9 protein-coding genes are annotated in these 7,866 nt (G+C 75.4%); 7 read left to right on the forward strand and 2 right to left on the reverse strand.

All coding sequences use genetic code 11. The features are described 5' to 3' along the window. The first annotated feature begins 27 nt into the window (after positions 1 to 27). From AB6N23_RS07205 to AB6N23_RS07220, 4 genes are all read left to right on the forward strand, one after another. Complete coding sequence (locus AB6N23_RS07205) at positions 28 to 534, forward strand: gluconokinase (protein ID WP_412865416.1); 507 nt, start codon at positions 28 to 30, stop codon at positions 532 to 534. 48 nt (positions 535 to 582) lie between these two features. Further along, entirely contained in the window at positions 583 to 1,968 is a 1,386-nt protein-coding gene (locus tag AB6N23_RS07210; RefSeq protein ID WP_412865408.1) for a GntP family permease, read from the forward strand. Between the two features lie 82 nt (positions 1,969 to 2,050). After that, entirely contained in the window at positions 2,051 to 2,590 is a 540-nt protein-coding gene (locus AB6N23_RS07215; RefSeq protein WP_412865409.1) for an OsmC family protein, read from the forward strand. After that, positions 2,590 to 3,312, forward strand: a complete 723-nt coding sequence (locus AB6N23_RS07220) for a hypothetical protein (RefSeq protein ID WP_412865410.1) — start codon at positions 2,590 to 2,592, stop codon at positions 3,310 to 3,312. Before AB6N23_RS07215 ends, AB6N23_RS07220 begins: the two co-directional genes overlap by 1 nt. Before the next feature lie 135 nt (positions 3,313 to 3,447). On the opposite strand, the gene AB6N23_RS07225 is transcribed toward AB6N23_RS07220, so the two are convergent. After that, positions 3,448 to 4,440, reverse strand: coding sequence for an aldo/keto reductase (locus AB6N23_RS07225; protein WP_412865411.1), 993 nt, complete (start codon positions 4,438 to 4,440; stop codon positions 3,448 to 3,450). Between the two features lie 33 nt (positions 4,441 to 4,473). Here AB6N23_RS07225 and AB6N23_RS07230 point away from each other — a divergent pair, with 33 nt between their 5' ends. The 3 genes from AB6N23_RS07230 (at position 4,474) to rocD (ending at position 7,303) form a co-directional block, all read left to right on the forward strand. Further along, positions 4,474 to 4,992 carry an SRPBCC family protein gene (locus AB6N23_RS07230; RefSeq protein WP_412865412.1) on the forward strand — a complete coding sequence of 173 codons (519 nt, stop codon included), beginning with the start codon at positions 4,474 to 4,476 and terminating at the stop codon, positions 4,990 to 4,992. Between the two features lie 200 nt (positions 4,993 to 5,192). Further along, positions 5,193 to 6,020 (forward strand): dimethylargininase, encoded by an 828-nt coding sequence (gene ddaH, locus AB6N23_RS07235; RefSeq protein WP_412865413.1) that lies wholly within the window; start codon positions 5,193 to 5,195, stop codon positions 6,018 to 6,020. Positions 6,021 to 6,025: 5 nt separating this feature from the next. After that, positions 6,026 to 7,303, forward strand: coding sequence for an ornithine--oxo-acid transaminase (gene rocD, locus AB6N23_RS07240; protein WP_412865414.1), 1,278 nt, complete (start codon positions 6,026 to 6,028; stop codon positions 7,301 to 7,303). A 140-nt stretch (positions 7,304 to 7,443) separates the two neighbouring features. Here rocD and AB6N23_RS07245 read toward each other — a convergent pair. Further along, a partial coding sequence (locus tag AB6N23_RS07245; RefSeq protein WP_412865415.1) for a spore germination YkwD domain-containing protein occupies positions 7,444 to 7,866 on the reverse strand: 423 nt, incomplete at its 5' end.

Genomic DNA, 7,866 nt, shown 5'->3' on the forward strand with positions numbered 1-7,866 from the left:
CGGCACGACGTGCCGCACCTCGTGGTCATGGGGGTGGCGGGCTCGGGCAAGACGACGCTCGCGACGGTCCTGCGCGAGCGGCTGGGCTGGCCGTACGCCGAGGCCGACGAGTTCCACCCGCCCGCGAACATCGCCAAGATGACGGCCGGCACACCGCTGGACGACGACGACCGGTGGCCGTGGCTCGAGGCGATCCGGGACTGGCTGAGCGCGCAGACGCGCGCGGGCCACAGCTCGATCGTCACGTGCTCGGCGCTCAAGCGCAGCTACCGGGACGTCCTGCGCTCGGCCGACGGGAACGTGCGCTTCGTGCACCTGACCGCGCCGGCTGAGCTGCTCCAGCGCCGCATGTCCGGCCGCTCGGGCCACTTCATGCCGACGACGCTGCTGCCCTCCCAGCTGGCGACGCTCGAGCCGCTCGCCGACGAGGAGCAGGGCATCACCGTCGTCGTCGACGTGCCGCCCGACGCCGTCGCCGACCGCACGATCCGCGCCCTCGGGCTCGTCGCCGACGGACGCCCGCCCACCCGCTGACCCCTCGCCCGCGGGTGGTCCGCGGGCACCGACGCACCAGGAGGACCCGTGCCACCGGAGGACTGGGAACAGACGCTGGGGGCCGGGCCGCTGCTCGGCATCGCCGCGGCCGCGATCGCGCTGCTGCTCTTCCTCATCATCCGCCTGCGCCTGCACGCGTTCCTCGCGCTGATCCTCGTCTCGCTGGTCACGGCGTTCGCGACGGGGGTGCCCGCGGGGGCGGTCGTCGACGTGCTGACGACGGGGTTCGGCACGACGCTCGGGTCGGTCGCGCTGCTCGTCGGGCTCGGGGCCATGCTCGGCCGGATGGTCGAGACCTCCGGCGGCGCGAAGGTCATGGCGGACACGCTCGTGCGGCGGTTCGGCGAGAAGCGGGCACCGCTGGCGCTCGGCGTCGCGTCGCTGATCTTCGGCTTCCCGATCTTCTTCGACGCCGGCCTGGTCGTCATGCTGCCCATCGTGTTCGCGGTCGCGCGGCGCCTGGGCGGGTCCGTGCTGACGTACGGCCTGCCGACGGCCGGTGCGTTCTCCGTGATGCACGTGTTCGTGCCGCCGCACCCGGGGCCCGTCGCGGCGTCCGAGCTGCTGGGCGCCAACCCCGGCATGGTCGTGCTGCTGGGCCTGGTCGTGGCGATCCCCACCTGGTACGTGACGTCGTACCTGTTCGGCGTGTGGGCCGGCCGCCGCTGGGTGCTGCCGGTGCCGGAGCTGCTGGGGCGGACGTCGGACGAGGAGGCGCCGGACAACCCGCCGTCGTTCGGGACCGTGCTGGGCGTCCTGCTGCTGCCGCTCCTGCTGATCTTCGTCAACACGGGGCTGAACACGCTGGGCACCGCCGGTGTCGTGGACGCCGACGCCACGTGGGTGCAGGTCGCGCGGGCCATCGGCTCGACGCCGGTCGCGCTGCTCATCGCCGTGCTCGTCGCCGCGTGGGTGATGGGCCACCGGCGCGGGCGCGACAAGACGGCGATCGAGCGGCTGCTCGAGTCGTCGCTCGGCCCCGTCTGCTCCGTCATCCTCATCACCGGCGCGGGCGGCATGTTCGGCGCCGTGCTGCGCGCGTCGGGCATCGGCGCGGCGCTCGAGGACGCCCTCGGCGACCTCGGCCTGCCGATCATCGTCGCCGGGTTCCTCATCGCCACGATCCTGCGCGTCGCGCAGGGCTCCGCGACGGTCGCGCTCATCACGACGGCCGGGCTCATCGAGCCGGCCGTCGCGTCGGGCGACTTCTCGGCCGTGCAGCTCGCGGCGATCGTGCTCGCGGTGGCCGCCGGGTCCGTCATGGCGTCGCACGTCAACGACTCGGGCTTCTGGCTCGTGGGCCGGTTCTTCGGCATGGACGTGCGCACGACGCTCAAGACGTGGACGGTGCTCGAGACCCTCATCGGCCTCATGGGCTTCGCCATCGCGCTGGTGTTCTTCGCGGTCGGCTGACGCCGCCGCGCGGGGCCGGGGCCGCCAGGACGGCGGCACCGGTCCCGCGCGGGCGTCGGGGCCCCGTGCGAGGATCGGCGCCATGACGACCGAGCAGGACGCGCGCGACCTCGCGGGCGACCCGGCGCCGGCCGCCGAGGGCACCGCCCTGGGCGACCCCGCGACGGCGACCGCGGCCTCCGACCCCACCGACCCCCTGGCGAACGCCGGCGACACGCAGCTGTGGCTGGAGCGCACCGGCACGCGTCGCTACACCGGGCGCAGCTCGCGCGGCGCCGAGGTGCTCATCGGCTCCGTCGGGGACGAGGGCGCCTTCTCCCCCGGCGAGCTCCTCAAGATCGCGCTCGGCGCGTGCAGCGGCCTGTCGAGCGACGCGGCGCTCGCCCGGCGCCTCGGCGACGACGTGCGCGTGACGATCCGCGTCGGCGGGCTCGCGCACCCGACGGAGGACCGGTACCCGCACCTCACCGAGGAGCTCGAGGTGGACCTGTCGTCGCTCGACGACGCCGCCCGGGACCGCCTCCTGACCGTCGTGCACCGTGCCGTCGACCAGCACTGCACCGTCGGCCGGACCCTCGAGGCCGGCGCCACCACCACCCTCCACGTCACCGGGGAGCGTTGATGCCGCAGGTCCTCCAGTCCGCCCTCGACAAGGCGGTCACCATCCCGTCCGCCACCATCCACGCCCACGTCGAGAGCCTGCGCCGGCGCAACCCGGAGGCGAGCCCCGCGCGGATCGTCGAGCTGCTCGAGAAGGAGTACCTGCTCGTCGTCGCCGGTGCGGGCGGTGCCGTCGGTGCGGCCGCCGCCGCGCCCGTCGTGGGCACGGGCGTCGCGACGGCGCTGACCGTGAGCGACGTGGCGACGTTCTTCGGCGCGTCGGCCGCGTTCTCGCTGGCCGTGGCGTCGGTGCACGGCATCGAGGTCGAGGACACCGAGCGGCGCAAGGCGCTGCTGCTGGCGAGCGTCCTGGGCGAGGACGGCGCGAAGGCGGTCGGCAGCAGCGTCGGCGAGCTCTCGACGCTGCGCATGGGCCGGCTCCTGCTGACCCGGATGCCGCGCTCGTCGGTGAAGAAGGTCAACTCCACGCTCATGCGCAAGATGATGCAGAAGCAGGCGGCGAAGTTCGCCGGCCTCGCGCTCGGGCGGCTCGCGCCCTACGGCATCGGCGCCGCGATCGGCGTCGCCGGCGGGCGGGCGATGGGCCGGACCGTCGTCGACGGCGCGCGCCTCGCGTTCGGGCCGCCGCCGGAGCGCTTCCCGCAGGTCGTGGAGGGCGTCGCGCGCGACGTGGACCGGCCCAGCCTGGACGGGCGCACGCCGTCGCTGCCGCGCGGGCGCTGACGACTCCCGGGCGCTGTCGGTGCACGACCGCCGGGCGCACGGACGGGGCCCGGTGCCGCGCGAGGGGTGATCCCCCCGCGGCGCCGGGCCCCGTCCGTCGTCCGGGCGGTGCGTCGACCGGTCGTGCCGGCCGCGTCACCAGCGGTCGTGCACGTGCTCCTTGATGCGCCGGTCGTACACGTCGGCGAGCGCCGCGAGCGTCGCGTCGTCGAGCGGCGCGAGCTGCTCGGCCGCCGCGTTGGCGCGGGCCTGCTCGGGCGTCCGGGCACCGGGGATGACCACCGAGACACCGGGCTGGTCGACGATCCACCGCAGCGCGAGCTGGGCCGTCGTGGCGCCGGACGGCGTGTGCTGCGCGACCTCCTGCGCCGCCTCCACACCGACCTCGTACGGCACGCCCGCGAACGTCTCGCCGACGTCGAACGCCTCGCCGTGGCGGTTGAAGCTCCGGTGGTCGTCCGCCGCGAACTGCGTCGACGCGTCGTACTTGCCGCTGAGCAGCCCGGAGGCGAGCGGCACCCGCGCGATGATGCCGACGCCGGCCTCGGCCGCGGCGGGCAGCACGCGCTCGAGCGGCTTGCGGCGGAACACGTTGAGGATGATCTGCACGCTCGCGACGTGCGGGCGCGCGATGGCCGCGAGCGCCTCGTCGACGGTCTCGACGGAGACGCCGTAGGCGGCGACGCGGTTCTCCTCGACGAGCGTGTCGAGCGCGTCGAAGACCTCGTCGCGGCCGTACACGTCGGTCGGCGGGCAGTGCAGCTGCACGAGGTCGAGCGTGTCGACGCCGAGGTTGTCGCGGCTGCGGTCGTTCCAGGCGCGGAACGCGTCGAGCGAGTACGCCTCGGGCACGTGCGGGTCGGCCCGGCGGCCCATCTTCGTCGCGACCGTCACGCGCGCCGCCACCTCGGGACGCTCGGCGAGGAACCGGCCGATGACCTTCTCCGACCGCCCGTCCCCGTACACGTCGGCGGTGTCGAGGAACGTCACGCCGGCACCGACGGCCGCGTCGAGCACCTCGAGCGCCGTGTCGTCGCCGACCGTCCCCCAGTCGCCGCCGAGCTGCCAGCAGCCCAGCCCGACGACCCCGACCTCACGTCCTGTCCTACCGAGTACCCGCGTGCGCATGCCCCCGACGGTACCCCGGGGGAGGATCGGTGCATGACGACGCCCACCGCACGTCCCGCCGGCGCCGCGGCGCGCGACGGGGTCACGGGGGCGCGCGTCACGCGGACGTTCCCCGCCCCCGCGCGCACGGCGTTCACGGCCCTCACCGACGCCCGGAACCACGCGCGCTGGGTCCCGCAGACCCGCGTGGAGACCGACGGCGGCCCGCGGCTCGGCACGCACGTCGAGGCCGTCTCGGGGCCGCTCGCCCGGTTCGGCGCCCCCGGCCTGCCCGACCGCATGACCATCACGCGGTACGACGCGCCGGGCGGCGACGGGGCGGGCGCCTCCCCCGGCGTCGCGGTGTTCGCGAAGCACGGCCCCCTGCTGCTCGGCGAGGCGACGATCTGCGTCGAGCCGGTCGACGACGCCACCTGCCGCGTCACGTGGGAGGAGCGGGTGCCGCTGGCGGGGCCGCTGCCGGACGCGCTGACGTCGCGGCTCACCGCTCCGGCGCTGGCCCTCATGCTGCGCGTCGTGCTCGGCCGGGCGGCGCGCGAGCTGCGGGCGTGACGCGCGCACGTCATCGACGTCACGCCTGCGTTTCGACGCAATCGATCGTCGGTTGACGCGCAGTTCGCGCAACAGATCGCGCCCAGGCGCGCAACGGTGCCTGCGCCGCCGTGCGCGCCGCCGCTCGTACGCTCGGGACCACCGGCGCGCCCACCCGCGCACCGCACGTCCCCGTCCTTGCGCACCCCACGAGGAGCCCCATGACCGCGCACGCCCCCGGCCCCACCCCGCGCCACTACCTCATGTGCGAGCCCACCCACTACACGGTCTCGTACGAGATCAACCCGTGGATGGACAAGACGCGGCACACGGACGCGGACCTGGCCGTGCGGCAGTGGCGCACGCTGCGCGACACCTACCTCGACCTCGGGCACACCGTCGAGACGATCGACCCGCTGCCGGGACTGCCCGACATGGTCTACGCGGCCAACGGCGCGACCGTCGTCGACGGCGTCGTGTACTCCGCGAAGTTCCGCTACCCCGAGCGGCAGCCCGAGGGTCCCGCGTACCAGAAGTGGTTCGCCGACCGCGGCTGGGTCACGCACACCGCCGCGCAGACCAACGAGGGCGAGGGCGACCTGCTCGTCGTCGGGGACCTCGTCCTCGCCGGCACCGGGTTCCGCACGGCGCGCGCCGCGCACGCCGAGCTCCAGGAGCTCGTCGGCCGGCCCGTCATCTCCCTCGAGCTCGTGGACCCGCACTACTACCACCTCGACACGGCGCTCGCGGTGCTGTCGTCCGACGCCGCGGACCCGCAGATCGCGTACTACCCGCCGGCGTTCTCGCCCGGCTCGCGGTCCGTGCTCCGCCGGCTCTTCCCCGAGGCCGTCGTCGCGACCGAGGACGACGCCGCGGCGCTCGGCCTCAACGCCGTGTCGGACGGCGAGCACGTCGTCGTCGCGCCCGCCGCGACGCACCTCGCCGGCGCCCTGCGCGAGCGCGGGTACACGCCGATCCCCGTCGACACGAGCGAGCTGCTCAAGGGCGGCGGCGGGGCCAAGTGCTGCACGCTCGAGCTGCGGAGGTGAGCGGGATGGCGACGGTGACGGGTGCGGACGCCGTCGGTGCGGGTGCCGTCGGTGCGGGTGCCGTCGCGTCGGGCGTCGGGTCGGCGCTGGCGCCGAACTACCACCCGCTGCCCGTCACGGTCGCCACCGGCGAGGGCGCGTGGGTCACCGACACCACGGGACGCCGGTACCTGGACCTGCTGTCGGCGTACTCGGCGCTGAACTTCGGGCACCGGCACCCCGCGCTCGTCGCGGCGGCGCACGCGCAGCTCGACCGGCTGACGCTGACGTCCCGCGCGTTCGACCACGAGCTGCTCGAGCCCTTCGCCCAGGCGCTGACCGGGCTCGTCGGTCCGCTGCTGGCCGGGCGCTCGCACCTCGTCCTGCCGATGAACACCGGCGCGGAGGCCGTCGAGACGGCGATCAAAGCCAGCCGCAAGTGGGGCTACGAGGTCCGCGGCGTGCCCGCCGACCGCGCGACGATCGTCGTCGCCGACGGCAACTTCCACGGCCGCACGACGACCATCGTGTCGTTCTCGACCGACCCGGATGCCCGCCGCGGCTTCGGCCCGTTCACGCCCGGGTTCGTCACCGTGCCGTACGGCGACGCCGCCGCCCTCGCCCGCGCCGTCGACGAGACGACGGTCGCCGTGCTGCTCGAGCCCGTGCAGGGCGAGCAGGGCGTCGTCGTGCCGCCGGACGACTACCTGCCGGCCGTGCGCCGGGTGTGCGACGACGCCGGCGTGCTGCTCGTCGCGGACGAGATCCAGTCCGGACTCGGCCGCACCGGCTCGACCCTCGCGTGCGAACGCTGGGACGTCCGCCCGGACCTCGTGACGCTCGGCAAGGCGCTCGGCGGCGGGATCGTGCCGGTGTCCGCGGTGGTCGGGCGCGCCGACGTGCTCGAGGTGCTGACCGCCGGCACGCACGGGTCGACGTTCGGCGGCAACCCGCTGGCGTGCGCGGTGGGCCTCGCGGTCGTCGACCTGCTGACGCCCGGCACGCTGCAGGCGCGCGCCCGCACGCTCGGCGAGCACCTCGGCCACCGGCTCGCGGCGCTCATGGACGACGGCCTGCTGCACGGCGTGCGGACCGTCGGCCTGTGGGCCGGCCTGGACGTCGTCCCCGGCCTGCCGGGCGGGCCGGCGTCGGGCCGGGAGCTGTGCGAGCGGCTGCTGGCACGCGGCGTCCTCGCCAAGGACACGCACGGCGCGACCGTCCGCCTCGCCCCGCCTCTCACGGTGGACGCCGCCGACCTCGACCGCGCCCTCGACGACCTCACGGCCGCCCTGACCGCCCCCTGACCCCCACCCCCACCTCACGCCGACCGGAATGCTGGTGCCGTTCACGGGTCGCAGAACGCCACCGGTATGCCGTTCGGCGCTGGGGGCGGGATGGTGGGGGCGTTCCCGGTGCGGGAGCCGGCGCGGTGTTCCTGGCGGCGTCAGCTGAACGTGATGGACGTGTACATCCAGCCGTCGTGGAGCACCACGCCGACGTAGGCGGTCGAGTAGCTGCCGAGCATCTGCGCGTTGTGGCCGCTCGAGCCCGCGTAGGCGGCGATCATGCGGGACGCGCTGGCCGGCGAGACGCGCCCGACGATCTCGGGCCGCGCCTTCACCGAGCCGGCGCGCGTGCCGGAGTGCCAGATGCTGTCGGAGGCGGCCATCTGCATGGCGTGCTCGCCGCGCGCCCCGGACGGGACGATGTTCAGCCGTCCGAGCCCGTTGGCCTCGCGGTGCGCGTTGAGCGCCGCACCGACGTCGCCGGCGCCGACCACCGAACCGGCGAGCGGCAGACCCGCCGCGGGCGCCCGGGCCGGTGCGCCGCCACCCGAGGCCGCCGGGGCGGACGCGGCGCGCGGGGC

This window comes from Cellulomonas pasadenensis (assembly GCF_047229365.1).
Classification (GTDB): Bacteria; Actinomycetota; Actinomycetes; order Actinomycetales; family Cellulomonadaceae; genus Cellulomonas.